General features: G+C 72.9%; 21 protein-coding genes and 1 tRNA gene. 14 read left to right on the plus strand and 8 right to left on the minus strand.

What is annotated here, in order from left to right; translation table 11 throughout:
• Positions 1-201 precede the first annotated feature (201 nt).
• The 3 genes from ACZ6S5_RS31280 (at position 202) to ACZ6S5_RS31290 (ending at position 2,422) form a co-directional block, all read left to right on the plus strand.
• Entirely contained in the window at positions 202-402 is a 201-nt protein-coding gene (locus ACZ6S5_RS31280) for a DUF397 domain-containing protein (protein WP_466005857.1), read from the plus strand.
• 130 nt (positions 403-532) lie between these two features.
• Positions 533-1,015 (plus strand): SRPBCC family protein, encoded by a 483-nt coding sequence (locus ACZ6S5_RS31285; protein WP_466005828.1) that lies wholly within the window; start codon positions 533-535, stop codon positions 1,013-1,015.
• Between the two features lie 153 nt (positions 1,016-1,168).
• A complete protein-coding gene (locus tag ACZ6S5_RS31290) occupies positions 1,169-2,422 on the plus strand; it encodes an outer membrane protein assembly factor BamB family protein (RefSeq protein WP_466005829.1) in 1,254 nt (417 codons plus the stop codon).
• 24 nt (positions 2,423-2,446) lie between these two features.
• On the opposite strand, the gene hisC is transcribed toward ACZ6S5_RS31290, so the two are convergent.
• The 4 genes from hisC to hppD are packed head-to-tail and all read right to left on the minus strand — an operon-like array spanning position 2,447 to position 6,470.
• The gene (gene hisC / locus ACZ6S5_RS31295; protein ID WP_466005830.1) at positions 2,447-3,550 is read right to left on the minus strand and encodes a histidinol-phosphate transaminase; all 1,104 of its coding nucleotides are present in this window, start codon (positions 3,548-3,550) and stop codon (positions 2,447-2,449) included.
• Positions 3,547-4,518, minus strand: coding sequence for an RDD family protein (locus tag ACZ6S5_RS31300; RefSeq protein WP_466005831.1), 972 nt, complete (start codon positions 4,516-4,518; stop codon positions 3,547-3,549). The genes hisC and ACZ6S5_RS31300 overlap by 4 nt, the downstream gene beginning before the upstream one ends.
• Positions 4,519-4,543: 25 nt before the next feature.
• The gene (locus ACZ6S5_RS31305; RefSeq protein WP_466005832.1) at positions 4,544-5,254 is read right to left on the minus strand and encodes an RDD family protein; all 711 of its coding nucleotides are present in this window, start codon (positions 5,252-5,254) and stop codon (positions 4,544-4,546) included.
• Between the two features lie 10 nt (positions 5,255-5,264).
• Positions 5,265-6,470, minus strand: a complete 1,206-nt coding sequence (gene hppD, locus ACZ6S5_RS31310; protein WP_466005833.1) for a 4-hydroxyphenylpyruvate dioxygenase — start codon at positions 6,468-6,470, stop codon at positions 5,265-5,267.
• A gap of 139 nt (positions 6,471-6,609) precedes the next feature.
• Between hppD and ACZ6S5_RS31315 the strand changes: the two genes are divergently transcribed.
• From ACZ6S5_RS31315 to ACZ6S5_RS31325, 3 genes are all read left to right on the plus strand, one after another.
• Positions 6,610-7,104 carry an Lrp/AsnC family transcriptional regulator gene (locus ACZ6S5_RS31315; RefSeq protein ID WP_466005834.1) on the plus strand — a complete coding sequence of 165 codons (495 nt, stop codon included), beginning with the start codon at positions 6,610-6,612 and terminating at the stop codon, positions 7,102-7,104.
• A 120-nt stretch (positions 7,105-7,224) separates the two neighbouring features.
• The gene (locus tag ACZ6S5_RS31320) at positions 7,225-8,595 is read left to right on the plus strand and encodes an outer membrane protein assembly factor BamB family protein (RefSeq protein WP_466005858.1); all 1,371 of its coding nucleotides are present in this window, start codon (positions 7,225-7,227) and stop codon (positions 8,593-8,595) included.
• Positions 8,596-8,683: 88 nt separating this feature from the next.
• The gene (locus ACZ6S5_RS31325) at positions 8,684-10,351 is read left to right on the plus strand and encodes a fumarate hydratase (protein ID WP_466005835.1); all 1,668 of its coding nucleotides are present in this window, start codon (positions 8,684-8,686) and stop codon (positions 10,349-10,351) included.
• A gap of 67 nt (positions 10,352-10,418) precedes the next feature.
• Here the strand turns inward: ACZ6S5_RS31325 and ACZ6S5_RS31330 are convergent, their stop codons facing one another.
• Positions 10,419-12,824 carry a hypothetical protein gene (locus ACZ6S5_RS31330; RefSeq protein WP_466005836.1) on the minus strand — a complete coding sequence of 802 codons (2,406 nt, stop codon included), beginning with the start codon at positions 12,822-12,824 and terminating at the stop codon, positions 10,419-10,421.
• 343 nt (positions 12,825-13,167) lie between these two features.
• On the opposite strand from ACZ6S5_RS31330, the gene ACZ6S5_RS31335 reads away from it, so the two are divergent.
• Positions 13,168-16,149, plus strand: a complete 2,982-nt coding sequence (locus ACZ6S5_RS31335) for an AfsR/SARP family transcriptional regulator (RefSeq protein WP_466005837.1) — start codon at positions 13,168-13,170, stop codon at positions 16,147-16,149.
• 53 nt (positions 16,150-16,202) lie between these two features.
• Complete coding sequence (locus tag ACZ6S5_RS31340; protein ID WP_466005838.1) at positions 16,203-17,612, plus strand: class II fumarate hydratase; 1,410 nt, start codon at positions 16,203-16,205, stop codon at positions 17,610-17,612.
• 147 nt (positions 17,613-17,759) lie between these two features.
• Here ACZ6S5_RS31340 and ACZ6S5_RS31345 read toward each other — a convergent pair whose 3' ends face one another.
• The gene (locus ACZ6S5_RS31345; protein ID WP_466005839.1) at positions 17,760-18,305 is read right to left on the minus strand and encodes a CGNR zinc finger domain-containing protein; all 546 of its coding nucleotides are present in this window, start codon (positions 18,303-18,305) and stop codon (positions 17,760-17,762) included.
• 87 nt (positions 18,306-18,392) lie between these two features.
• On the opposite strand from ACZ6S5_RS31345, the gene ACZ6S5_RS31350 reads away from it, so the two are divergent.
• A complete protein-coding gene (locus ACZ6S5_RS31350) occupies positions 18,393-19,355 on the plus strand; it encodes an EamA family transporter (protein ID WP_466005840.1) in 963 nt (320 codons plus the stop codon).
• Between the two features lie 47 nt (positions 19,356-19,402).
• On the plus strand, positions 19,403-20,092 hold the full coding sequence (locus ACZ6S5_RS31355; protein ID WP_466005841.1) for an HAD family hydrolase: 690 nt from the start codon (positions 19,403-19,405) through the stop codon (positions 20,090-20,092).
• 86 nt (positions 20,093-20,178) lie between these two features.
• Here ACZ6S5_RS31355 and ACZ6S5_RS31360 read toward each other — a convergent pair whose 3' ends face one another.
• Positions 20,179-20,826, minus strand: a complete 648-nt coding sequence (locus ACZ6S5_RS31360) for an IclR family transcriptional regulator (protein WP_466005842.1) — start codon at positions 20,824-20,826, stop codon at positions 20,179-20,181.
• Between the two features lie 63 nt (positions 20,827-20,889).
• Between ACZ6S5_RS31360 and cysS the strand changes: the two genes are divergently transcribed.
• Complete coding sequence (cysS, locus tag ACZ6S5_RS31365) at positions 20,890-22,305, plus strand: cysteine--tRNA ligase (RefSeq protein ID WP_466005843.1); 1,416 nt, start codon at positions 20,890-20,892, stop codon at positions 22,303-22,305.
• Positions 22,306-23,421 carry a 23S rRNA (guanosine(2251)-2'-O)-methyltransferase RlmB gene (gene rlmB / locus ACZ6S5_RS31370; protein ID WP_466005844.1) on the plus strand — a complete coding sequence of 372 codons (1,116 nt, stop codon included), beginning with the start codon at positions 22,306-22,308 and terminating at the stop codon, positions 23,419-23,421.
• 63 nt (positions 23,422-23,484) lie between these two features.
• Here the strand turns inward: rlmB and ACZ6S5_RS31375 are convergent, their stop codons facing one another.
• A complete protein-coding gene (locus ACZ6S5_RS31375) occupies positions 23,485-24,576 on the minus strand; it encodes an ABC transporter ATP-binding protein (RefSeq protein ID WP_466005845.1) in 1,092 nt (363 codons plus the stop codon).
• 355 nt (positions 24,577-24,931) lie between these two features.
• Here ACZ6S5_RS31375 and ACZ6S5_RS31380 point away from each other — a divergent pair.
• Positions 24,932-25,008 (plus strand) — tRNA-Thr (locus tag ACZ6S5_RS31380).
• Positions 25,009-25,060: 52 nt separating this feature from the next.
• Positions 25,061-25,591, plus strand: a complete 531-nt coding sequence (locus tag ACZ6S5_RS31385; protein ID WP_466005846.1) for a GNAT family N-acetyltransferase — start codon at positions 25,061-25,063, stop codon at positions 25,589-25,591.
• The last annotated feature ends 83 nt before the right edge of the window (positions 25,592-25,674 follow it).

Consider the following 25,674-nt stretch of genomic DNA (forward strand, 5'->3'; position numbering starts at 1 on the left):
ATCACACCACCCCCCCCCCCCCCCGCCCCCCCCCCCCCTCCCCCCCCCCCCCCCCCCCCCCCCCCCCCCCCCCCCCCCCCCCCCCCCCCCCCCCCCCCCCCCCCCACGTCGCCATTCCCGTTGATCGTCCCGGATTCCGCACGCCCGCGGAGCGACCCGGGGCGTGCCGGAGCGGAACAGGAGGGAACGAGGAATGACGAGCTGACCGGCGCCGTCTGGCGCACCAGCAGCCGCGCCGACGACCAGGGCCTCTGCGTCGAGGTGGCGACGAACGTGGTCGCGGCGCACGGCGTGGTGGGGGTACGCGACTCGAAGGACCCGTCCGGTCCGGCGCTCGCGGTCACCCCACCGGGCTGGGCGGCGTTCGTCGCCGCGATCCGGGCCGACGCCTTCCGCGGCTGACCCCGACGCCCCCGGAACCCGACGCCCCCGGAACCCGGTGCCCCGATCGGGGCACCGGTGGTGGAAATGTCACCGCAAGCCTCCCCGTTTCCCGTTCACGCCCCGTACCGTGGACGACACGGGAGGTGTCATGTCGACGGTGGCGGTTACCGCATTCATCGAAGCGCAGGACGTCGACGTGTGGCGGCTTCTCACCGACCTTCCCGCGCGGGCCGAGTGGCTCTCCGCCGTCGGCGCGGTCGACGTGCTCACCCCCGGTTCCTTCGGCCCCGGCACGGCCTGGTGCGAGACCCGGGTCCGGCCGGACGGCGCCGCGGAGCCGGAGGAGTTCGTGGTGGTCGAGGCGGTCGCCCCGACGCGGTTGGTGCTCAGCTCGCGGGGCGCCGGGGCGGACTACCGGATCACCTGGCGACTGCGGACCGTCGAACGCCGCCGACGTGGCTGCACCGAGGTCACCGTCGAGCAGCAGGCGGCGCCGACCGCCCCGTACGGCCGGATGCTGGCCCTCATCCTCGGCGGCCTGGCCGCCCGGGCGGTCGAGGGCGCCCTCCGGCGCGACCTCGCCGACCTGGCCGCGGCGGTCACGCCCACCCGCTCCGCCGAGGCCGCCTAGCAAGCCCCAGCCCGCCTCCGGCAACGCCACCTCGGCGCGTCTGACGCCGCGCTGCGACCGAGAGCCCGCCTCCGGCAACGCCACCTCGGCGCGTCTGACGCCGCGCTGCAAGGTGGCGTTGCCGGTCGATAGGGTGCCGGGCGGAGGTGTGGGATGGGGTTGCCCGAGGGGCGGCGGCGAATGGTGGTGGCGCTCGCGGCGGTGCTCGCCGTCGCGGCGGCGGCCGTCGTGGTCCACCGGGTGCTCGCGCCGGCCGAGGTCAGCACAGTCGCCCGCGGCGCGTACCCGGCGGCGCCGAACCCCGGGCCCCGGGTGATCGGCCGGCTGCCGGTGGCCCCGCTGGTCGTCGACGGCCGGCTCCGCGTCTACGCCGGCGCCCGCCAGGTGTACGCCGACCAGCCGGTCGACCGGCGGTACCGGGTGACCCCGTTCTGGTCGTACCGGCGCTGGCCCGCGAAGCTCGACGGGGTGCTCGCCGAGGGCACCACCGTGGTCAGCCGCTGGTCGGACGGGAAGCTGGTGGCGCTGGACGCACATACCGGCCGGGTGGCCTGGCGGGCGGACGGGCCGGAACCCGGCGCACTCCCGAAGCCGCGCCGCACCTACGCCGCGACGGTCTGGGAACCGGCCGGACTGCACGTCGCTCGCACCGCCGCGGGCCGGGCCGTGCTGGTCGCGGCGGGCGCCGGCCGGCTCGACGGGTACGACCTGACCGACGGCCGCCGGCTCTGGCGGGTCGACCGGGAGCGGGGCTGCCTCGGTGCCGCGGGCACCACCGCCGCCGGTGAGGTGCTCGGGTTGGACGCCTGCGCCGGGCCGGAGGCGGTCGAGTTCCGGGACGCCGCCACCGGCGCGGTCCGCACCCGCTGGCGCCCGCCGGACGCCCCGGAGGAGTTCGTGGTGACGCCGGTCGGTTGCCGGCAGGGGCACTCCGGCTGCCGGGGCCTGCGTATCTCCGGCCCCGGCGACGACAGCGGCCGGGGCTGGCTGGTGGGCTCCGGTGCGCCGGTGGCCGCGCCCGCCCTCGACGGCACGGACGCCCAGCTCGACGGCGAGCGGGTCGTCGGTACCTCGGCCGGGGTGGTGACCGGCCGGTCCGCCCGTACCGGCGAGGAGCTGTGGCGGCGGGCCGACCTCGGGCCGGTCCGGATCATCGCGGTCGAGCCGGGCCGGATCCACCTGCTGACCGAGCAGAAGGACCTGGTCACCCTCGACCCGGCGACCGGCGCCGAGCGGTCCCGCTTCGCCATGAACATCGGCCAGGACGGGATCGGCTGGCAGCCCGGCCGGGCGTACGCGACGGGCGGCTACGTCGCCGTGGAGCGGGCCCGCGAGCGGGCCGTGCCGGACGACGACGATCAGGCGTACTTCCTGATGGCCGAGCCCGTGCTGCTCGCCGCGACCTGAGCCGCGGCGAGCAGCCGGAACGGCTCAGGCGAGCGCGGCCTCGGCGGCGGCCAGGAAGGCGTCGTTCTCGGCCGGCGTGCCGATGGTGACCCGCACCCCGTCGCCGGGGAACGGCCGGACGATGACGCCGCGCGCCTCGCACGCCTTGCCGAACTCGACCGCCCGGTCGCCGAGCGGCAGCCAGACGAAGTTGGCCTGGCTGGACGGCACGTCCGGGACGAACTTGCGCAGTGCCTCGGTGACCCGGTCCCGCTCGGCGACGACCAGCGCGCACCGGCGCTCGACCTCGTCGGCCTGGGCGAGCGCGGCGAGCGCACCGGCCTGGGCGGCCGTGCTGGTGGAGAAGGGCGTGACGACCTTGCGCACGGCGGCCGCCACGCTCGGCTCGGCCACCAGCCAGCCGATCCGCAGGCCGGCCAGCCCCCACGCCTTGGACAGGGTGCGCAGCACCGCCACGTTCGGCCGGTCCAGGTAGCTGAGGCCGTCCGGCACCTCCGGGTCGGTGACGAACTCCCGGTACGCCTCGTCGATCACCACGAGCACGTCGTCCGGCACCGCGTCGAGGAAGCGGTCCAGCTCCGCCTTGCGGACCGCGGTGCCGGTGGGGTTGTTCGGGTTGCAGACCAGGATCATCCGGGTCCGGTCGGTCACCGCCGCCGCCATCGAGGTCAGGTCGTGCCCGTGGCCGGCGTCGTTCGGCACCCGCACGCTGGTCGCGCCGCTGGTCGCCGCGATGATCGGGTACGCCTCGAACGACCGCCACGAGTAGAGCAGCTCGTCGCCGGGCAGGCAGGTGGCCCGGACCAGGTGCTCGGCCAGCGCCACCGACCCGCAGCCGGTGGCGATCCGGTCGGCGTCGACGCCGTACCGCTCGGCGAGGGCCTGGCGCAGCGCCACCACGCCCATGTCCGGGTAGCGGTGCGAGCCGGCGACCGCCTCGGCGACCGCCTCCACGACGCCCGGCAGCGGGCCGTACGGCACCTCGTTGCTGGCCAGCTTGATCGCCTCGGGCAGGCCCAGCTCGCGGGCCAGGTCGGCGGGGCTGCGTCCGGGCACGTAGTTGGGCAGCGCGTCCAGGTCGGCGCGGGTCAGCCGCAGCGGAGGCTGGTGACGTCCGGTGTCGGTCATGGGGTGTCTCCCGGGGGGTTGGCGCGGTCGCGCGGGGTGGTACGGGTGTCGGGCCTGGTGCGGGGGAGCTGGACCACCACGGTCTGCGCGCGCTTGTCGTGCAGTGCCTGGCGCAGCGGCTGGTCGAAGAGCACGGAAACCGCGTCGACGAGCTGGAGCAGCAGGCCGAAGCCGCAGCAGTACCAGAGCATGGTGGGCAGCCCGAGGGTGGTCCAACGCCGGGTCGCCCGGCCGAAGCCGAGCGGCTGGTCGGCCTCGACCGGCAGCGCGCGGATGCCGACCAGCCGCTTGCCGAAGGTCTGCCCGCGGGCCGCCATCGAGGGCACCTCGTACGCGAACCAGAGCGCGGTGGCGATCAGCAGGATGACGATCTGGAGGCCGCCGGCCTGGTCGCCGGGCTGGGGGAGCCCCTCGGTCGAGCTGTTGCCGCTCAGCGCCCGGCGGAACGACTCCCGCAGGTAGGGCGCGACCTCTTCGAAGTACCGCCAGATGAACCAGCCGTTCACCGCGACGTTGAGCAGGAACACCACGCCGAAGTCGATCAGGCGGGCGACCAGCCGGGCGCCGTACGAGGCGAGCGGCAGTCCGTGCGGCTGCGGCAGGGGTGGGCGCCCCGGCCAGGCCGGGTACGCCCCGGTCGGCTGCCCGGCGCCCGCCGGCTGGCCCGGCCACTGCCCCGGCCCGGTCGGCTGGCCCGGCCCTTGCTCCGGGCCCGGCCACCGTCCCGGCTGTCCCGGGTACGGGCCGGCGCCGGGGTGACCCGGTTGGGGCCCGGGACCCGGCTGACCCGGGTGTGCCCCTGGACCGACCGGTGCCGGCGTGGCGACCGGGACCGGCTCGGGCGGCGGCGGGCCCTCGGGGGGAGTGGCGTCGACCGGAATGGGCGCGCCGACCCACCCCTCCCCGTCCCAGTATCGCCGGGTGTCGGGGTCGGCGGGATCGACGTACCAACCGGGTTGCACGCTCACGGCCGTGCCTCGCTGCACCTCACGCTCACGGTGCAACCTTAACGACGACCGTGCCGGCGGCCTTGTCGTGCAGGCACTGCTGCCAGGGCTTGTCCCAGAGCTGCCAGAACCCGTCGACGTAGTTGAGGAAGGGCACCAGCGAGCCGGCGACGAACTCCACCAGGTACCGCTTGCCGAGGACGCCCCGGGTGAGCGGGGTGGCCGGATCGAGCGGGACGATGCGGAGCTTCATCACCTTCTTGCCCAGCGTCTGACCGGTCCGGCGCGCGTACTCGACGTGGTAGAGCCAGTAGAAGACCAGCAGGAGCGCGAAGATCCCCAGCTCGGCGAGGAGCACCGGCAGGAACAGGTCGGTGAAGAACACCGACGGGTCGGGCTCGGCCACGGTCCCGTCCGGGCCGGGTGCCGGCATCTGGTCGATCGTCCGGACGACCAGCCAGACGAAGACCGGCGCGAAGAGCACCGTCGCCACCGCGGTGGCGACCAGGATGTCGATCAGCCAGGCCACCAGCCGCTCGCCGAAGCCGGCCAGGGGTTGGCCGTTCGGGGCCAGCGTCGAAGGGACGAACCCGGGGTGCGGGGCGTACCCCGGCGGCGGGTAGCTCGGCAGGCCGGCGTACGTCGGCGGGGTGTGCTGCGCGGGCGGCAGGTACGGCCCGGACGGCGGCGCGAAGCCGCCGCCCGCGGGCGGGGGCCCGGCGGGCGGCGGCGGAGTGCTCGAGGGAGGCTGGGTCACGCGGACAGTGTTACAGGTTGCCGCGCTTCTCCTGCTCCCGTTCGATGGCCTCGAACAGGGCCTTGAAGTTGCCCTTGCCGAAGCCGAGGGAACCGTGCCGCTCGATCAGCTCGAAGAAGACGGTCGGACGGTCCTGCACCGGCTTGGTGAAGATCTGCAGCAGGTAGCCGTCCTCGTCCCGGTCGACCAGGATCTTGCGGGACTGCAGCTCCTCGATCGGCACCCGCACCTGGCCGATCCGGGCGCGCAGCTCCGGGTCCTCGTAGTACGAGTCCGGGGTGTCCAGGAACTCGACGCCGGCCGCGCGCATGGCGTCGACGCTGGCCAGGATGTCGTTGGTGGCGACGGCGATGTGCTGCGCGCCGGCGCCCTGGTAGAACTCCAGGTACTCGTCGATCTGCGACTTCTTGCGGGCGATGGCCGGCTCGTTGAGCGGGAACTTCACCTTGCGGGTGCCGTTCGCGACCACCTTGCTCATCAGCGCGGAATAGTCGGTGGCGATGTCGTCGCCGATGAACTCGGCCATGTTGGTGAAGCCCATGACCCGCTTGTAGAACTCGACCCACTCGTCCATCCGGCCCAGCTCCACGTTGCCGACCACGTGGTCGACAGCCTGGAAGAAGCGCTTCGGCTGGATGCCGGCGTCGATCATCGGCTGCCGGTCCACGATCGGGCCGCGGGCCACGAAGCCGGGCAGGAACGGCCCGGAGTAGCGGGACCGGTCGACCAGGGTGTGCCGGGTGTCGCCGTACGTGGCGATGGCGGCCATCCGGACGGTGCCGTGCTCGTCGCTGACGTCGTGCGGCTCGACCAGGCCGGTCGCGCCCTGCGCGGTGGCGTGCGCGTACGCGGCGTCCACGTCCGGCACCTCCAGGGCGATGTCCGAGACGCCGTCGCTGTGCCGGGCCACGTGCTCGGCGCCCTCGGCGTCCGGGCGGACCGCGCCGGTCAGCACGAACCGGGCGGAGCCGCTGGTCAGCACGTACTGGGCGTGGTCCCGGTAGCCCTGCTCCGGACCCCGGTACGCCACGCAGGTCATGCCGAACGCGGTGGAGTAGTAGTGGGCCGCCTGCTTGGCGTTGCCGACCAGGAAGTGCACATGGTCGAGGCCCTTGACCGGGAACGGGTCCCGGGTGATGTCGTGGTCGACGGCGCCGATGAGAGCGTCGGCGTCGACCTCCTCGGTCGACTGGGGTCGGTCGATCGCCTGGGTCATGGTGGCCTCCCTTGCGTACCGGCCGGCCTCGTGGGCCGCCGTTGGTTGCTGATGTGGCGAGGATCGCTGGGGCGTGGATAGTTGAGCAAGAGTTGGCGGAAATGCTGGTCAGGTTGTGCAATCGGTAAGGTGAAGACCCATGAGTGCTGGTCAGGATGTACAGCTCGATGAGCTGGATGCGCGACTCCTCACATTGCTCGCCGAGGAGCCGCGGATCGGGGTGCTGGAGTGCTCCCGCCGGCTCGGGGTGGCCCGGGGCACCGTCCAGGCCCGGCTCGACAAGCTGGTCGACCGGGGGGTGATCGGCGGGTTCGGCCCGGACATCTCCCCGGCCGCCATCGGCTTCGGGGTGACCAGCTTCGTCACCCTGGAGATCAGCCAGCGGCACGGCCACGACCCGGTGACCGCGCACCTGGCGGCGATCCCCGAGGTGCTGGAGGCGCACACCATCACCGGCTCCAGCGACCTGCTCTGCCGCATCGTGGCCCGGTCGAACACCGACCTTCAGCGGGTGATCGACCAGATCGTCTCGTCGGAGGGCATCCGCCGCGCCTCCACGATCATCGCGCTGGCCGAGCAGATCCCCTACCGCACGCTCCCGCTGGTCCGCTCGGCCGCGCACGGCGGCTCGTAACACTCCTGGCCGAGAAAGCCGCGCGACACGGCCGTTCGGGGGGTCGGCGCAGCGGTGATCGTCGCTACCGTGTGCGGTGTGAAGGGCCTTGGCGTACGCGGCTGGTTGCTGCTGGGGCTCATCACCGTGGTCGTGCTCGCCGCGACCGGCGTGTGGAATCCGTTCCCAGCCATGTGGGACTGGGTCGACCGGAGCCAGCCGATCTCCGAGCCGGACGTGGTCTGGCAGCAGCGGGTCGGCGGCACCCCGAAGAGCGTCACCATCGCCGGCGACACCGTGATCGTCGAGCAGCGGACCCGGGTCGAGTCGCGCAGCCTGGCCACCGGCACTCAGCTCTGGGAGCACAAGGCGGACTGGGCGGCGGTCGCGGGCGGCGACCGGGACCCGGTCGTCGCCGTGGGCAAGCTCCTGGTCAAGGGGTACGAGCTGCTCGACCCCGCCACCGGCGTGGTGCGCCGCCGCGACGACCAGGCGGTGGCCGTCTGGACGTACCGGAACCTGCTGCTCGACGTGCGCTGCGCCGCGCCCACCGACTGCACGCTGAGCGCCTGGGAGCCACGCGGGACCCGCCCGCTCTGGACCGCCTTCCTGCCCGGCGTGCACAGCGGGATGCTCGCCGACAACCCGGAGCTGCTCGGCACCCGCCGGCTCGGCGCGCCGCGGATCGACGGCGGGGTCGCCGGGCCGGAGAACGTGCCGCCGCTGCTCGGCTTTCCGGTCGACGGGCGGGTACACGTGGTGGACACCGCCACCGGGCGGGTGCTGCAGAACGTCCAGCCCGGCCGGGAGGAGCGGCTGGCGGTGATCGGCGGCCGGCTGCTCCGGATCACCGCCACCTCGCGGGACGGGACCTGCTACTTCAGCATCTCCGCCGTCGACCCGGCCACCGGCCAGCAGGTGTGGCGGCGCACCGGGGTGAACCTGCGGACCGCGGACTACGCCGGCTGCGTGCAGCGGCAGGACCCGCAGGGCGCCCGGAACGTGCTCATCGGGGTGGCCCCGGACGGCCGCGAGGCGGTGATCGACGGGTACGACGGCCGGCTGCTCCAGGTCGGCGCGGACGGCGAGAAGCTGCTCGCCGTCGACGACCGGTACGCGCTCGTGCGCAGCGCCGACAAGCAGTCGATCCTCGGCCGGGAGTTGGCCGTCGACCGGACCCGGTGGACCCGGGCCGCCGGCGGCAGGAGCGGGGCGGCGCTCACCCCGTACGCGGCGGTGATCGCGGAGGAGAAGCCGTCCCGGCTGATCGCGGTCGACCCGCGTACCGGTCAGGAGCTGGTGGTGCTGCGGACCTCGGCGAAGGCCCTGGCGGTCGGCCCGAACGGCATGATCATCGGCGAGGGACGGGAGATCGGGTACGTCCGCTGGGGCGCCGGCAGCACCGTGCCGCCCCCGGCGGACGAGGGCGGCGTGCCCGCGCCGGACCCGGGCGGGACCTATGTGCCCCCCTCCGACCAGGGCAGCTGCGGGCCGAAGAAGGAGCTCTGCTGAGCTGAGCGGCACGGCGGGTGAGAGCGGCGTCCCAGGGACGCCCCCGGGGGTGCCACCGATCGACGCCTCTGCCCTAGGCTTCACCGTCATGAGCAGTGCCGCCGCCTTCTCGTACGCCCCCTTGCTGCCGACCGGTCCCGACCAGACCGAGTACCGCCTGGTCACCGACGAGGGCGTCGACGTCGTCAACGGCCCGGGTGGCCGTCGGTTCCTCACCGTGGAGCCCTCCGCGCTGACCGCGCTGACCGCCGAGGCGATGCACGACATCGCCCACTACCTGCGCCCGGCGCACCTGGCCCAGCTCCGGTCGATCATCGATGATCCGGCGGCCTCGCCGAACGACCGCTTCGTCGCCCTGGACCTGCTGCGCAACGCCAACATCGCCGCCGGTGGCGTGCTCCCGATGTGCCAGGACACCGGCACCGCGATCGTGATGGGCAAGCGCGGGCGGCACGTGCTCACCGACGGCACCGACGCCGAGGCCATCTCGCGCGGGGTCTACCAGGCGTACACCCGGCTGAACCTGCGCTACTCGCAGCTCGCCCCGCTGACCATGTGGGAGGAGCGGAACACCGGCAGCAACCTGCCCGCCCAGGTGGAGCTCTACGCCGAGGACCCGGACGGGCACGCCGACGCGTACAAGTTCCTCTTCATGGCCAAGGGTGGCGGCTCGGCCAACAAGTCGTACCTCTACCAGGAGACCAAGGCGCTGCTGAACCCGACGCGGATGATGCAGTTCCTGGAGGAGAAGCTGCGGCTGATCGGCACCGCAGCCTGCCCGCCCTACCACCTGGCCATCGTCATCGGCGGCACCTCCGCCGAGTACGCGCTGAAGACCGCCAAGTACGCCTCAGCGAAGTACCTGGACAACCTGCCCACCTCCGGCTCGATGAGCGCGCACGGCTTCCGCGACCTGGAGCTGGAGGCCGAGGTGCTCGAGCTGACCCGCAACTTCGGCATCGGCGCGCAGTTCGGCGGCCGCTACTTCTGCCACGACGTACGGGTGGTCCGGCTGCCCCGACACGGCGCCTCCTGCCCGGTGGCCATCGCCGTCTCCTGCTCCGCCGACCGGCAGGCGGTCGCCAAGATCACCCCGTCGGGCGTCTGGCTGGAGCGCCTGGAGACCGACCCGGCGCGCTACCTGCCGGACGTCACCGACGCCCACCTGGACGCCTCCGAGGTGGTCCGGGTCGACCTCAACCGGCCGATGGACGAGATCCGGGCCGAGCTGTCCAAGTACCCGGTGAAGACCCGGCTCTCGCTGACCGGTCCGCTCGTGGTGGCCCGGGACATCGCGCACGCCAAGATCGCCGAGCGGCTGGACGCGGGCGAGCCGATGCCGCAGTACCTCCGCGACCACGCCGTCTACTACGCCGGTCCGGCCAAGACCCCCGAGGGCTACGCCTCCGGCTCGTTCGGCCCGACCACCGCCGGCCGGATGGACGCGTACGTGGAGAAGTTCCAGGCGGCCGGCGGTTCGATGGTGATGCTGGCCAAGGGCAACCGCTCCGCCCAGGTCACCCGCTCCTGCCAGCAGCACGGCGGCTTCTACCTCGGCTCGATCGGCGGCCCGGCCGCCCGGCTCGCCCAGGACTGCATCAAGCACGTCGAGGTGCTCGAATACCCCGAGCTGGGCATGGAGGCGGTCTGGAGGATCGAGGTGGAGGACTTCCCGGCGTTCATCGTGGTGGACGACAAGGGCAACGACTTCTTCGCCGAGGTCACCAAGCCGGTGCTCACCGTCGGTCGGCGCTGACGTCCCGCGTACGCGGGAAGGGGCGCCGGGTGGGATCCCACCCGGCGCCCCTTTTCTGCACCGTTGGTCAGCCCGGGTTGGCCACGGGGAACCAGTACACGCCCTCCCCGGAGGTGATGCCCGAGTCGGTCCGGCTGGAGACGTACAGGTAGTTGTCGCCGACCTCGGTCGGGGTGAGGGTGATGGTGGCCGTACCGTCCGCACCGGCCGGCACGGTCTTCTCCTCCGTGCCGAAGCGGTAGACGAACTCGGTGCTTCCCGGGACGTGGGCGGTCAGCGTGAAGCTGCCCGCGATCCCCGGGCCGCCCGCGCCCCCGCCGTTCGACGGATAGTCCTCGCTCGTGACGGTCGGGGCCAGCTTGCCGAGGTAGAAGGCGTACTCGGTCTCGTCGGAGACGATGTCGCCGATCTTCTCACGCACCTTGAGCCGCACCAGGCCCCGCGTGTCCACCGGGTACGACTGCGGGGTCCAACTGGCGGTGGCGGTGCCGTCGGCCTCCGCCGTGACCGTCCTCGGGCCGTCGCCGAAGTCGTAGACGTACCCGGTGACGCCGTCGCGGGCCGGGTGGAAGGTGAACCCACCGGTCACACCCGGGCCGCCGGCCTCCTGATACGCGGGATAGTCCGTCGAGCTGACCTCGGGCGCGTGCGAGAAGATCACGAAGTACCCGGAGGCGGTCTCCGACTTGTCGCCCTCGGCGGTCCGGCTGAACACCTCGATCCACTGGAAGCCGGCCTCGGTCGGGGTGTACGTGACGGTGGCCGTGCCGTCCTCCTTCGCCGCCACCGTGTGCTGCTCGCCGCCGCTGACCGACCAGACGTACTCGGTCACCCCGGGCATGCCGGGGGCGAAGGTGAACGTGCCGGGTGTGCCGGCGAGCGGGCCGTCACCGCCGTCCAGCGGGAAGTCGGGTGACGAGATGGTCGGGGTGCTCGCCAGGTAGAAGTAGTACTCGCCGATGCCGCTGGGCAGGTCGTCCGCGGTACGGCTGGTGACCGTGACCTTGTTGGCGCCGCCCTGGCGGGGCGTGATCGTCACCTGCGCGGTGCCGTCGGCGGCGGCCGGCACGGTCGCCGGCTCCCCGTCGTTGAGCTGCCAGGTGTACTCGACCACGTTCTCCATGCCCGGACTGAAGGTCAGCTCGCGGGGCTCGCCGATCGCGCCAGTCGGGTTCCCGTCGGTGATCCGTGGAGCGGTCTGCCGGACGTAGAACTCGTACATGGTCGTGGCGGAGCGGTTGCCGGTCCGGTCGATGCTGGACACCTCGAGCCGGTGGTAGCCGGGGCTCTTCGGGGTGTACGTGAGAGCCCCGGTTCCGTCGGGACCATCGGCGGGCACCGTGCCGAAGCCGCTGTCCCAGCTCGAGTACTGGTACATCACCACGTCGTCCGAGCCGTTGGGCGAGAAGGTGAACTTCCCGGGGATGCCCGGCCCGAAGGCCGTCGGCTGGTACGGCGCGGCCGGGTAGTCCGTGGAGATGACGACGGGCTGCGCCGGGACCTGGGTGTCGACGGTGAACCGGCACTCCGGCGCCCAGTCCGAGGTGTCGCCGTACTGGTCCGTGGCGCGGACGCTGAACGCGTACGTGCCGCCGTGCACCATCACTCCGTCCGGCACCGTGTACCGGAACCGGTAGCCCGAAGGCATCGCGTATGAGAACGCGAACTCGGTCCGCTCGGCGGGCCGCTCCACCGGCCACCAGGCGAACGTGGCCCTGAGCTGGTCGCCGCCGCCGGTCTCGTTGACGTCCGGATCGGTCACCTCGGCCTGGAGCTCCGGGCGGGTCGTGCCGATGAACAGATCGTCGCGGCAGGCGAGGCCGCCGGCGCTGAGCTTGCCGGGGACGTTCGGCGCGTGGTTGTGCTCCAGCGAGACACCGAGGGTGTTCACCCGCCGGCCCCACTGGAGGCCGTCCTCGTGCTCGCCGATCCGCAGCATGAACGTGACCCTGGCCTGCTTGGCCGCGATCGCCGCCCGCACCTGGTCGGTGACCAGGGCGGTCAGGTAGGTCGCGGGGCAGAGCGGGCCGGGGACGTCGAGGTCGGCGAGCTTCTCGACAGCGGCGGGCGCCGACTTCCAGGTGGGCGCCGTGGTCGGGTTCTCGGTTCGCCAGAGCTGGAGCTCGCGCGGCTTGTCGCAGTTGTTGACCGACCGCTCGCCGGTCACCGCCCGGGCGCTGATGATCCGCTGGCCCAGGTAGGGGGTGAGGTCGAAGGTGAAGTACGCCCGGGACGTGTGCTTGTCGCCCGCGGCGGTCTGCCAGGTGCCGACCGGGAGGGCGCCGTCCTCGGCCGAGAAGGAGCGGGTGGGCTGGGCGTTGTCGGTCCAGGCCACCTCGACGGGCTGGACGTAGTTCTGCACGGCCGACGCCGGCTGGCCGGTGATCGCCAGGGCGCCCGTGGTGGTGAGCAGGGCCGCCAGGCCCGTGGTGAGCAGCCGGCGCGGTACGCGCCGCGGGCGTGCCGTGGACACGCCGGAAGAACCCCCGTTGACGTGCAAGGTGACAGCCTCCGAAGGGAGTGAAGATACTTCCATGATTTTAAGTAAGTGATTGGCTACGGCGCGTCCGACTTTCGGGTGGTCGGAGCCGGGCCTGCCGGCATCGGGGCGACCGTTCATCGACATCGGTGCGCCCGCCCGGAGGGATCCCCCGGACGGGCGCACCGCCCCCGTCGGATGTCGTCACCGACAACCCGGGACGAGTGTCGGGTCTGGCGCTGTCGATCCGCTATCAGATCGCTATCGCCTCGACGAGGCGATCGGTGACCAGGGAGCTACGCTGCTGGAAGTTGCACAAAAGGCATGCGGGGGACAGATGCGGTTCGGGATCCTGGGATCCCTGCGGGTGGGCAGTGGCGAAGCCACCGTCACCGCAGGTCGGGACCGGACCGTGCTCGCCATGCTGCTGCTGCGGGCCGGTCGGGTGGTGCCCGTCGAGGAACTGATCGACGCGGTCTGGGAGGAGCGGCCCCCGGCCACCGCCCGGACCCAGCTCCAGATCTGTGTGTCGCGGCTGCGGCAGCGGCTCGCCGTGCTCGGACTGTCCCCGGAGATCATCATTCGGGATCCGGTCGGCTACGGCATCCGGATCGAGCCGAGCGACCTGGACGTCGAGGTCTTCGCCCGCGAGGTCGAGGCCGGCCGGGCCGCGGTCGCCGCCGGGCAGTCCGCCGAGGCGCGCCGGCACTACCGCGCCGCACTGGCGCTCTGGCGCGGGCCCGCGCTGAGCGGAATCACCAGCCGGAGCGTACGTCGCCGGGCGCAGGCCCTCGACGAGCAGCGGCTCGCCGCGCTGGAGGAGTGCGTCGACGTCGAGCTGCGGCTGCGCCAGGCGGCCGACCTGATCGACGAGCTGACCGAGAGCGTGGAACGGAATCCGTTGCGGGAGCGGCTGCGCGGGCAACTCATGCTCGCCCTCTCCTCGGTCGGCCGGCAGGCCGACGCCCTCGCTGTCTACCGCGAGGGCCGCCGGATCTACGCCGAGGACCTGGGCATCGAGCCCGGCACGGCGTTGCAGGAGCTGCACCAGCGGGTGCTCGCCGGCGATCTGGCGTTGGGCGGCCCGGAGCAGCGCTCCGCCGCGCCGGTCCGCTCGCTGCCCCGGGCGATCAGCGACTTCACCGGACGGCAGCAGACCATCGCCCGGCTGGTCAAGGAGATCGAGGAGGACGGGGCCCGCGTCCAGCTCATCGACGGCATGGCCGGCAGCGGCAAGACGACTCTGGCCGTGCACGTAGCCAGCGCCCTGGCCCCCCGGTACCCCGACGCGCAGCTCTTCATCGACCTGCACGGTTACAGCGAACGCACCCCGCTCGCTCCCGCCGCTGCGGCGGCCGCGCTGCTGCGCCAGCTCGGGGTGCCGGCGGAACGAATCCCGGTGGACCTTGAGGACCGGCTGGCGCTCTGGCGCAGTGAGCTGGCCGGACGGCGGGTGCTGGTGGTGCTCGACAACGCGGCGGACCCGGGCCAGGTCGCGCCGCTGCTGCCGAACGGCCCGGACTGCCTGGTCCTCATCACCAGCCGGCGGCGGCTGGTCGGACTGGACGGGGGGCGACCGTCGTCGCTGCCGGTGCTGGACGCCGACGAGGCGATCGAGCTGCTGGGACGGGTGGCCGGCGGGGCCCGGGTGGCCGACGAGCCGGAAGCCGCCGCCGAGGTGGTGCGCCGCTGCGGATACCTGCCGCTGGCGATCAGGCTGGCCGGCGCTCGGCTCGCCCACCGGCCCCGGTGGGCGGTGCGGGACCTGGCCGACCGGCTGGCGGGCCGGGACTGGCTGACCGAGCTGTCGGCCGGGGAACGCTCGGTCGGCCGGGCCTTCGCCCTGTCGTACGCCCAGGTGTCGCCGCGCGCGCAGCGGCTGTTCCGGCTCGTCGGCCTGCACCCGGGCGTACGGTTCGACAATTGGGTGGCGGCCGCCCTCGCGGAGTCGTCCGCGCCCGAGGCGCAGGACGTGCTCGACGAGTTGGTCGACGCGCATCTGGCCGAAGAACTGGAGCCGGGCCGGTACCGGCTGCACGACCTGATCCGGGAGTACGCCCGCGAACTGCTGGCCGATCCGGAGCAGGCGGCCGAGCATCGTGCGGCCTTCGAACGGTTGCTGGACCACCATCTGCACGTCGCCGTCGCGATCGCCTGGACGATCGAGTCGGCGGGCAGTCGCAACTCCCTCCGGTTCGCCGCTCCGCCGGCCCGCCCCGACCTGGTCGCGGCGGCCGCCGGTCAGGGGATGGACTGGTTCGAGGAGAACCACGCGGCGCTCACCGCCCTCGTGCAGCTGGCCGAGACCGAGGGCTTCCCCCGGCACTGCTGGCAACTGGCGCGGGCCTGCTGGCGGCCCAACTTCGACGGTGGGCACCTGGACGAGCTGATCGAGACGCACACGATCGGTCTGCGGGCCGCCGAGCAGCTCGGCGATCAGGCCGCAGTGGCCGTGATGCTGAACTACCTCTCCTCGGCGTACTACCGCCTGGCTCGCTTTCCCGAGGCGATCCGGCTGATGGAGGTGGCGCTTGACCTGCGTCGCCGGCTCGGGCTGCACCGGGAGGTGCGCAGCACGCTGTGGAATCTCGGCGCCTCCTACGCGGCGAACGGCGACTACCGGCGGAGCATGGAGATGTTCGACGCCGCCCTGGCACTGATGAAGCGGCCGGACGAACTGCACGAGGCGGTGAACCTGCTCAACAACATCTGCTTCGCGCTGCTCGGCTGTGGTCGCTACGAGGAGGCCCGCCGTGCCGGCCGGAAACTTCTCCTGCTGTCCCGGCAGTCCGAGGACCCCCGGCAGCTGGCGCACGCGGTCGCGAACCTGGGCATCGCCCGACACCGGCTGGGCGAGGTGGGTCCGGCCCGCCGGCTGCTCCGGTCGGCGTTGTACCTCAAGCGGAAGACGGGCAACCGGGTCGGCGAGGGGGAGGTGCTCAACGAACTCGGCGTCCTGGTCCGACGGGAGGGCTTCCCGGACCGGGCCGCGGCCCTGCATCGCGAGGCGCTGGTGACGATGAGCCAGGCCGGGGACCGGATCGGGCAGTGCGCTTCGCGGAACCTGCTGGCCCGGGCAATTTTCGAGCACGGGGACGTGACCAGCGCCCTGGACCTGCACCGTCGAGTGCTGGAGGACGCCACCCGGTTGAGTGCCCGGTACGAGCAGGCCCGGGCGCTCGACGGGATGGCCCGCTGCCTGCGCGGCACCGACCCGCGTCAGGCCCGCACCTACGCCAGCCGGGCGTTGACCCTGTTCCGGCAGGTCGAGGCCCCCGATCAGCAGTGGACCGAGGAGCTGCTGGCTGAGTTGGCCTGAGCGGTGCTGGCCGGGAGCTGCTTTCCCTGCGGGCCGGCGACCAGCGCGGCAGGATGGTACGCGTGACGACTCCAGAGGCGACCGGTTACCGGATCGAACGCGACTCGATGGGCGAGGTGGAGGTGCCCGCCGAGGCGCTGTGGCGGGCGCAGACGCAGCGCGCGGTGCAGAACTTCCCGATCTCCGGGCGGGGCATCGAACCGGCTCAGATCAAGGCCCTGGCGCAGATCAAGGGGGCGGCCGCCCAGGTGAACGGCGAGCTGGGCGTGATCGGGGCGGACGTGGCCGAGGCGATCGCCACCGCCGCCGCGCACGTCGCCGACGGCGGGTACGACGACCAGTTCCCGGTGGACGTGTTCCAGACCGGCTCCGGCACGTCGTCCAACATGAACACGAACGAGGTGATCGCCACCCTGGCCAGCCGCGAGCTGGGCCGCGGCGTCCACCCGAACGACGACGTCAACGCCTCGCAGTCCAGCAACGACGTCTTCCCGTCGTCGATCCACCTGGCCGCCACCCAGTTCGTGGTGGAGGACCTGATCCCCTCGCTGAAGCACCTGGCGGGCGCGTTGGAGGAGAAGGCGGAGGAGTTCTCCACCGTGGTCAAGGCCGGGCGTACCCACCTGATGGACGCCACCCCGGTCACCCTGGGGCAGGAGTTCGGCGGGTACGCCGCCCAGGTCCGCTACGGCGTCGAGCGGCTGGAGGCGGCGCTGCCCCGGCTGGCCGAGTTGCCGCTCGGCGGCACGGCGGTGGGCACCGGCATCAACACCCCGTTCGGCTTCGCGGCGAAGGTGATCGAGAAGCTGCGGGACTCGACCGGCCTGCCGTTGACCGAGGCGCGCAACCACTTCGAGGCGCAGGGCGCCCGGGACGCGCTGGTGGAGACCTCCGGCCAGCTTCGGACCATCGCGGTCGGCCTGTACAAGATGGCCAACGACATCCGCTGGATGGGCTCCGGCCCGCGCGCCGGCCTGCGGGAGCTGCGCATCCCCGACCTCCAGCCCGGCTCGTCGATCATGCCGGGCAAGGTGAACCCGGTGGTCGCCGAGGCGATGCGGCAGGTCTGCGCGCAGGTGATCGGCAACGACGCCGCCGTGGCGTTCGCCGGCACCCAGGGCGACTTCGAGCTGAACGTGATGCTCCCGGTGATGGGCCGCAACCTGCTGGAGTCGATCAAGCTGATGTCCGCGTCGAGCCGGATCTTCGCCGACCGCCTGGTGGTCGGCCTGGTCGCGGACGCCGAGGTCTGCCTGGCGTACGCGGAGGGGTCGCCGTCGATCGTCACCCCGCTCAACCGCCACCTCGGGTACGACGAGGCCGCCTCGATCGCCAAGGAGGCGCTGGCCAAGCAGGTCTCCATCCGCGAGGTGGTGATCTCCCGAGGGCACGTCGCCTCCGGCACGCTCAGCGAGGCGCAGCTCGACGAGGCCCTCGACCTGCTCCGGATGACCCACCCCTGACGGACCTCGCCGTGTCGGCGGCTTGATCCACTCCGGCTGCGGCAACCCATGCCTTCCCCTGCCCGGGACGGCCCGACCTGCCGCAGCGAGTGGATCAGCGCTCACCGGGGTGCCGGCGTCGTGTCGCCGCCGCAGTGGTGGGCCGGGTCAGGCCTGGGCGGCCGCCCGGCGGGCGCGGTACGCGGTGACCGCGGCGCGGTTGCCGCAGCCGGCGTCGCAGAACCGGCGGGACCGGTTCCTGGAGAGGTCGACCAGGACGTTGTCGCAGTCCGGGTGGTCGCAGATGCGTAGCCGGCTCAGTTCGTCCATCCGGACCAGGTCGGCCAGCGCCATGGCCGCCTCGACCGCCATCCGGGTCGCCAGCGGTGCGTCCCGGGGCACGGCGTGCAGGTGGTACGGCTCGTCGTCGTGCCGGATGAGCTGCGGCAGCGCGTGCGACTCGCGGAGCAGCCCGTTGACGATGGTCACCACCTCGTCGGTGTCGGCGTGCCAGAGCCGGCGCAGCCGGGGTCGCAGGGCGCGGACCTGGCGCAGCTCGGCCTCGGTGTGTTCGTGCCGGCCGGTCCACGCGTGCGCCGTGAAGAACTCGTCGAGGGCGGCCACGTCGGGCAGCCCCTCCTGGCCCGGGTCGGCAGTGTTGACCAGCGCTGCGACGGCGGTCAGGGCGCACTCGGTGTCATGAGCGAAAAGCAACTTGACTCCTGTCAGGGTGCCGGCCTAGCGTCATCAGCATAACCTCGTTTGACTCATGACGGGTCGCCCCGGACCAAGGAGTTGTCGATGCGTGAACGGCCCGGTGTCGGTCTCGGCCTCGCCCTGCTCTCCGCGCTCACCTTCGCCACCTCGGGCACCTTCGCCCGCCCGCTGATCACCGGCGAGTGGTCCGCCGAGGCGGTGGTGCTGGCCCGGGTCGGCATCGCCGCGCTGGTGCTGGCCGTGCCGGCCCTGCTGGCGCTGCGCGGGCGGGGGCCGGTGCTCCGCCGCAACGCCGGCACCGTCGTGGTCTTCGGGCTGCTCGGGGTGGCCCTGGCCCAGGCGTGCTTCTTCAACGCGGTCCGCTACCTGCCGGTCGGCGTCGCGCTGCTGCTGGAGTACCTCGGCATCGTGCTGGTGGTCGGCTGGATGTGGCTGGTCCACGGCCAGCGGCCCCGGCTGCTCACCGTCGTCGGGTCGCTCACCGCGCTGGCCGGGCTGGTCCTCGTGCTCGACCTGACCGGGGCCGGCCGGCTCGACCCGGTCGGGGTGCTCTGGGGGCTCGGCGCCGGGGTCGGGCTGGCCGGCTACTTCGTCATCGCCGGCCGGGTCGACGCCGAGCTGCCGTCCGTGGTGATGGCGAGCGGCGGAATGGCCGTCGGCGCGCTCGTACTGCTCCTGCTCGGCGTGGTCGGGGTGCTCCCGCTGCACGCCGGCACCGCCGACGTCACCTTCTCCGGGCACCGGATGAGCTGGCTGGTGCCGATCGCCGGGCTGTCGCTGATCGCCGCGGTGGTCGCGTACCTGACCGGGGTGGCCGGGGCCCGGATCCTCGGGGCGCGGCTCTCCTCCTTCGTCGGGCTGACCGAGGTGATGTTCGCGGTGCTGATCGCCTGGCTGGTGCTGGGCGAGCTGCCGGCCGGGGTCCAGCTGCTCGGTGGCGTGCTGATCGTGGCCGGGGTCGCTCTGGTCCGGCTCGACGAGCTGCGCAGTGCGCCCGAGGCGGTCGCGTCCGCCCCGGCCGAGCCGGTCCTGACGGCCGAACGCTGACGCCGGCGGGGCCACGGCGACCGGCCGCGACTGAGAGGCTTGGCCGCATGTCGACCGCTGTCGTCTTCGACGCCGACGAGACGCTGATCGACCTCCGCCCGGCGGTCACCGGTGCGCTGGCGTGCGTACTCGAGGAGATGCGACGCCGGACCCCGGCCGCGGCCGGGGTGTCGCTCGCGGACCTGGAGTCGGACTGGGGTGAGGTGTTCGGCGCGCTGAGCGCCGCGCCGGTGCAGGAGATCCGGCGCACCGCGCTGGCCCGCTCGCTGGCCCGGGCCGGGCTCGACGACCACCTGGACGAGTTGGCGGCGCTCTTCTTCGCCCGCCGGTACGAGCTGAGCAGGCCGTTCCCGGACGCGGTGCCGGCGCTCGCCGCACTGCGCCCGCACCACCTGCTCGGCTTCGCCACCAACGGCAACAGCCGCGCCGAACGCTGCGGCCTCGCCGGGCAGTTCGCCTTCGAGCTGTACGCGCACGAGAACGGCCTGCCGAAGAAGCCGGCGCTCGAGTTCTACGCCGCGGTGGTCGTGGCGGCCGGCCTGCCCGCCGAGCGGATCGTCCACGTGGGGGACTCCCCGGAGCACGACGTGGCGGCGGCGCAGCGGGCCGGCCTGCGGGCGGTCTGGCTGAACCGGGGGCGGCTGCCCCGCCCGTCCGGCCTGGTCCCTGACGCCGAGGTGTCCACCCTGGCCGAACTGCCCGCCGCGCTGACCGCACTCACCTCGGCGAATGCCTGATTGTGGTCTATTCCGGACGCTTGTCTGGCGAAACGCTCCCGTGTTGTGGGATGGCTGCCACGTCCCTCAACGAGAGAATCTGAAGGTCACGACAGCGCGGTGGCGACCGCCTCGGCGGCGGCGGAGACCTGCCGCCCGACCACGTCGACGTCGAGCGGGGTCAGCGACACCACGCCGACGCTCGCCTCCAGCCCGGGCACCCCCAGCACCGGCGCGGCCACCCCGTACGCCCCGGACTGCAACTCGCCGCTGGTGCTCACCGGCGCGGCGGCGCCCGCCCGCCCGGCGAGGATGGCCCGGCCGGCCGCACCCCGCTCCAGCGGGTGCCGGGAGCCCGTCCGGTACGCCACGTGGAACGACGTCCAGCTCGGCTCGACCACCGCGAGCGCCACGCCCTCCCCGCCCTCCACCACCGTCAGGTGGGCCGTCGCGCCGGCCTGCTCGGCCAGTCGGCGCAGCGCCGGCAGCGCCCCCTCGGCCAGCAGCGGCTGGGCCCGACGGGCCAGGTGCAGCACCCCGGCGCCGAGGCGCAGCCGGCCCTCGCCGTCCCGGCGCAGCATGCCGTGCCCGGTCAGCGCGCCGACCAGCCGGTAGACCGCCGCGCGCCCGATGCCGAGCCGGTTGGCCGCCTCGGTGACGGTCAGCCCGCCGGGCGCGTCCGCGACCAGGTGCAGCAGGCGCAGCCCCCGGTCCAGGGTCTGGGCCGTCTCCGGTACGCGCGCCGCGGTGTCCACAGCACGCAGCGTACGACCCGGCTCCCGGCAACCCGGAAATGCGCGGACGGCTACCCTTGTACGGTGACACTACGCCTGTATGACACCGCCACCCGATCGGTGCGGGACTTCGTCCCGCGGGAAGCCGGCAAGGTGGGGGTCTACCTGTGTGGTCTCACCCTGCAGGCCCCGCCGCACATCGGCCACCTTCGCTCCGGCGTCAACTACGACGTGCTGCGCCGCTGGCTGACCGCGTCCGGGTTCGAGGTCACCTTCATCCGCAACCTGACCGATATCGACGACAAGATCCTGGTCAGGGCGATGGAGCAGGGTCGACCGTTCTGGTCGATCGCGTACGCCAACGAGGAGATCCTGGTCGCGTCGTACCGGGCCCTGAACGTGCTGCCGCCGACCTACGAGCCGCGCGCCACCGGGCACATCCCGGAGATGCACCAGCTCATCGCGCGACTGATCGAGACCGGCCACGCCTACCCGGCCACCGACGGCTCCGGCGACGTCTACTTCGACGTGGCCTCCTGGCCGGCGTACGGGTCGCTGTCGGGCCAGTCGCCGGAGGACATGCAGTCCGCCGGTGACGCCCCGGAGCGGGGCAAGCGCGACCCGCGCGACTTCGCGCTCTGGAAGGGCGTTAAGCCGGACGAGCCGGCGGACGCCTACTGGCCGTCGCCGTGGGGCCGGGGTCGGCCCGGCTGGCACATCGAGTGCTCCGCGATGTGCTGGCGCTACCTGGGCGCCGAGTTCGACATCCACGGCGGCGGGCTCGACCTGATCTTCCCGCACCACGAGAACGAGATCGCCCAGTCCCAGGCGGCGGACCTGCCGTTCGCCCGCTACTGGGTGCACCACGGCCTGCTCGGCATCGGCGGCACCAAGATGGGCAAGTCGCTGGGCAACACCCTCGACCTCGACTACGTGGCGTCCCTCGGGGTGCGCCCGGTGGAGCTGCGTTACTACTACGCCGCCGCGCACTACCGGTCCCGCATCGACTACTCGGAGGACGCGCTGCGCGAGGCGGCCGTCGCCTACCGGCGGATCGAGGGTTTCGTCCAGCGGGCCGCCGAGCGGCTCGGCGCCGGCCAGCCGGGCGAGCTGCCGGCCGGCTTCGTCGCGGCGATGGATGACGATCTCAACACCTCGGCCGCCCTAGCCGTGCTGCACGAGGTGGTCCGGGACGGCAACACCGCGCTGTCGGCGGGCGACGATGTGACCGTCCGCACCACGCTGGCCGCCGCCCGGGCGATGCTGGATATCCTCGGCGTCGACCCCCTGGACCCGGCCTGGACCGGCGGCGGCCGCGCGAGCGACCTGCGCGGCGTGGTGGACTCCCTGATCGCGCTCGCCCTGGAGCAGCGCGCCCAGGCCCGCAGCCGCAAGGACTGGGCCGCCGCCGACGCCGTACGCGACCAGCTCAAGCAGGCCGGCGTGGTGGTCGAGGACACCCCCCAGGGCCCCCGTTGGACTATTGGAGAGCAGGACTAGATGGCCGGCAACTCGCAGCGCCGTGGCCGGCGACTGACGCCGAAGGCGGGCGCCCCGAAGGGCACCGGCGGCAAGAACAAGGACTCGCTCGCCGGCCGGGGCCGCACCCTGCCCGCGGACGAGCGGCCCTGGCACAAGGCGTACTCGGGCACCGAGAAGCTGCCCCAGCGGACCGCCTGGAAGCAGGAGAAGGAGCGCCGCGCGGCGGCCGAGGAGGGGCGCGCCCCCAAGATCGGCCAGCCGGGCACCAAGGACACCACCTGGGGCAAGGGCACCCGGGCCGGCGTCCCGATGAAGGGCGGCAAGGGCAAGCCCGCCGGCCGGGGTGGCCCCCGGGTCGCCCCGGGACGTAAGGCCAACCCGGCCAAGGACAGCCCGGAGCTGCTGGTCGGCCGGAACCCGGTGCTGGAGTCGCTGCGCGCCCAGGTGCCGGCGACCGCCCTCTACACCGCCCAGGGCATCGACGTCGACGACCGGGTCAAGGAGATCGTCCGGACCGCCGCCGACCGGGGCATCGCGATCCTGGAGGTCAGCCGGGCCGAGCTGGACCGGATGACCGGCGGGGTGCTGCACCAGGGGGTCGGCCTCCAGGTGCCTCCGTTCGCGTACGAGCCGTTCGAGGACCTGATGGCGGCCGCGCTGGAGCAGGCCGCCCCGCTGCTGGTCGCGCTGGACGGGGTCACCGACCCGCGCAACCTCGGCGCGGTGATCCGGTCCGCCGCCGCGTTCGGCGCGCAGGGCGTCTTCGTCCCGGAGCGGCGGGCCGCCGGGATCACCGCGACCGCCTGGCGGACCAGTGCCGGCGCGGCCGCGCGGGTGCCGGTCGCCCAGGTCACCAACCTGACCCGGTCGCTGAAGGCGTGCAAGGACGCCGGCTTCGTCGTGGTCGGGCTGGACGCCGACGGCCAAACCGACCTGTACGACCTGGAGGCCGCAGTCGGCCCGCTGGTCGTGGTGGTCGGTTCGGAGGGGCGCGGGCTGTCCCGGCTGGTCGGCGAGACCTGCGACCTGACCGTGAGCATCCCGATGGTCTCGGACGTCGAGTCGCTCAACGCCAGCGTCGCCGCCGCGGTCACCCTCGCCGAGGTCGCCCGCCGCCGCTCCGTCGAGGCGTAACCCCCGCAGCAGACACGAAAAGGGGCGGTCCGCCGTGGCGGGCCGCCCCTTTTCCTGCGTACGTCAGATCCGGTTGCCGGTGGCGGCGTTGAAGACGTGGTTGCGGCCCTGGCGCGGCTTGACGAACACGGTGTCGCCCATGTTCGGCATGCTGCGCCGGTCGGTACGGACGACGAAGCGCTCGGAGTTGCCGCCGAGCGCGGCGTGGCCGTAGACGTTGGCGTCGGAGCCCAGGTCCTCGACCAGCTCGACCACGACCGGCATGCCGCCCTCGCTCGGGCTGACCAGGTCGCAGTCCTCCGGCCGGAAGCCGACGGTCACCTTGCCGTCGCCGCCCTCGGCGCGGGCCGCCTCGACCTGCTCGCGGGTCAGCGGCACGTGCATCTCGGCGAACTCGGCGCCCTGCTCGGTCAGCGGCACGGTCTTGATGTTCATGGCGGGGGAGCCCATGAAACCGGCGACGAAGACGTTGGCCGGGGTGTCGTAGAGCGCCCGCGGGGTGTCCACCTGCTGGAGCACGCCGTCGAGCATGACCGCGACCCGGTGACCCATGGTCATGGCCTCGACCTGGTCGTGGGTGACGTAGACGGTGGTGACGCCGAGCTTGGCCTGGAGCGAGGCGATCTGCGTACGGGTCTGCACCCGCAGCTTGGCGTCGAGGTTCGACAGCGGCTCGTCCATCAGGAAGACCTGCGGCTCGCGGACGATCGCGCGGCCCATGGCGACCCGCTGGCGCTGACCGCCGGAGAGCGCCTTCGGCTTGCGGTTGAGGAAGTCCTCCAGCTGAAGCAGCGCGGCGGCTTCCTTGACCCGCCGGTCGATCTCCGACTTCGAGGTCTTGCGCAGCTTGAGCGCGAACGCCATGTTCTCGTACACCGTCATGTGCGGGTAGAGGGCGTAGTTCTGGAAGACCATCGCGATGTCGCGGGCCTTCGGCGGCAGGTGGGTGACGTCCCGGTCGTCGATGTAGATGGCGCCGTCGTCGACGTCCTCCAGGCCGGCGAGCATCCGGAGGCTGGTGGACTTGCCGCAACCCGACGGGCCGACCAGGACGAGGAACTCTCCGTCGCCGATCTGGAGGTCGAGCTTGTTGACCGCGGGGCGATCGGTGCCCGGGTAGATCCGGGACGCCTTCGCGTAGGTGACCGTAGCCATGGTGGAGCGCTTCCTTTCACCGGCAGGAACGTGCCGGACGATCCGAGTGAAGGAGCGACCGGCACCCAAGGTGCCGGCCAACGGCGCGTCACCCCGGCAGCCGAGGCCGACCGGAGTGTCGTCCGTGTCACTGCACGGTAAACGGGTTTTCCGACCCTGCCAAGACGAGGCGTATGCGGTGGGACGGACGGCATACGCATTCCGGTCACACAGGCACGGCGAGGCATCAATCCCCACGGCACCGGCGGCCGTCGGCGTCGATCCGTCGGCGGCGGGGACGGGAAATTGACGTTTTCCGTGCTCGGGAGCCCTGCTGAGCGGGATTTCCAGGCGTCAGTCGCTATGCTGACCACGCGCCCCTGTAGCTCAGCTGGCCAGAGCACTCGCCTTGTAAGCGAGATGTCGCCGGTTCGATCCCGGCCGGGGGCTCCATTTCCCTTCAGGCGTTTTCCGGCGGCAGCCGCCGCGAGGGGACGATGGGCGGGTGAACATCACCCGACTCCTCGCCCCGGCGGATGCGCCGGAGCTGGCCGAGCTGCTGCACGCCAACCGTGAGTTCCTCGCGCCGTGGGAGCCGATCCGCGGCGAGGACTACTTCACCGTGGACGGCCAGCACGCCGTCATCCAGGCCGATCTCCGACAGCACGAGCAGGGATCGAAGCTGCCCCACGTCATCCTGGACGACTCCGGCCGGGTGATCGGCCGCATCACGCTCAACGGCATCGTGCGCGGCCCGTTCCAGTCCTGCGCACTGGGTTACTGGGTGAGCGCCGGCCACAACGGCCGCGGCTTCGCGAGCCGGGCGGTGCGGGAGATCGTCCGGGTGGCCTTCGAGGACTTGGGGCTGCACCGGGTGCAGGCCGAGACCCTGCTGCACAACACCAGGTCGCAGCGGGTGCTGGAGCGCAACGGATTCGTCCGGTACGGCATGGCGCCCGAGTACCTCAACATCGCCGGCCGGTGGCAGGACCACATCATGTACCAGGTGGTGAAGCCGTCCTCGGCGACCGGCTGAACAGCCCAGCCACCACGGTGCGGTGCCCCGGTCGGGCCCGGGGCGCTGGTGCGTCCCCGGGCCCGACCGGTGCCCCGCCCGAA

Source organism: Micromonospora sp. NPDC051924, from assembly GCF_055586005.1.